Genomic DNA, 1,429 nt, shown 5'->3' on the forward strand with positions numbered 1-1,429 from the left:
GCGATCAACGGCTCCCAGCTCTTCGCGACCAATTCCGTCGTGGATTCGCTGTCGACGACGGTGTCGTCGTCCAGCAGCGCGATCTCGTCGCTGTCGACCGGCATCACTTCGTTGTCGACGGGGCTTAGCTCGACCAACAGCTCGGTGGCTTCGCTGTCGACTTCCACGTCGACGGGTCTCTCGTCGGCGAATAGCTCGATTGCATCGCTGTCCACGTCGACTTCGACCGGCATCAATTCGCTGTCCACGGGCCTCAGCTCGACCAACAGCTCGGTCGCTTCGCTGTCGACCTCCACGTCGACCGGTCTGTCGTCGGCGAATAGCTCGATTTCGTCGCTCTCGACTTCCACGTCGACGGGTCTGTCGTCGGCCAATAGCTCGATTGCGTCGCTGTCCACGTCGACCTCGACCGGTATCAACTCGCTGTCGACCGGCCTCAGCTCGACCAACAGTTCGGTCGCCTCGCTGTCGACCTCCACGTCGACCGGTCTTTCGTCGGCGAATAGCTCGATTGCGTCGCTGTCCACGTCGACCTCGACGGGTATCAACTCGCTGTCGACCGGCTTGAGCTCGACCAATAGCTCGGTCGCTTCGCTGTCGACTTCCACGTCGACCGGCCTGTCGTCGGCGAACAGCTCGATCAGCTCGCTCTCCACGTCGACTTCCACGGGCATCAACTCGCTGTCGACCGGCCTCAGCTCGACCAACAGTTCGGTCGCCTCGCTGTCGACCTCCACGTCGACGGGTCTGTCGTCGGCAACCAGCTCGATCAGCTCGCTGTCCACGTCGACCTCGACGGGCATCAACTCGCTGTCGACCGGACTCAGCTCGACCGACAGCTCGGTCGCTTCGCTCTCGACCTCCACGTCGACGGGTCTGTCGTCGGCCACCAGCTCGATCAGCTCGCTCTCGACGTCGACCTCGACGGGCATCAACTCACTGTCGACCGGACTCAGCTCGACCAACAGTTCGGTGGCGTCGCTCTCGACCTCGACCTCGACCGGCATTAACTCGCTGTCCACGGGCCTCAGCTCGACCGACAGCTCGGTGGCTTCGTTGTCGACCTCCACGTCGACGGGTCTCTCGTCGGCGAATAGCTCGATCTCTTCGCTGTCCACGTCGACCTCGACCGGTATCAACTCGCTGTCGACCGGCCTCAGCTCGACCAACAGCTCTGTCGCTTCGCTCTCGACTTCGACGTCGACCGGCATCAACTCGTTGTCCACGGGCTTGAGCTCGACCAATAGCTCGGTCGCTTCGCTGTCGACCTCCACGTCAACGGGTCTCTCGTCGGCGAACAGCTCGATTTCGTCGCTCTCGACTTCGACCTCGACGGGTATCAACTCGCTGTCCACAGGCCTCAGCTCGACCGATAGCTCGGTCGCTTCGCTGTCGACTTCCACATCGACCGGCCTGTCGTCGGCGAAGA

Annotated in this window: 1 protein-coding gene; it reads right to left on the minus strand. The window is 62.6% G+C overall.

The window, feature by feature from the left end; genetic code table 11:
- Positions 1-1,429 (minus strand): hypothetical protein (locus WS49_RS36410; RefSeq protein ID WP_306453909.1); only part of this gene is annotated, 1,429 nt, incomplete at both ends.

Origin of the sequence: Burkholderia sp. RF7-non_BP4 (assembly GCF_001521935.1) — a bacterium.
GTDB lineage: Bacteria > Pseudomonadota > Gammaproteobacteria > Burkholderiales > Burkholderiaceae > Burkholderia > Burkholderia diffusa.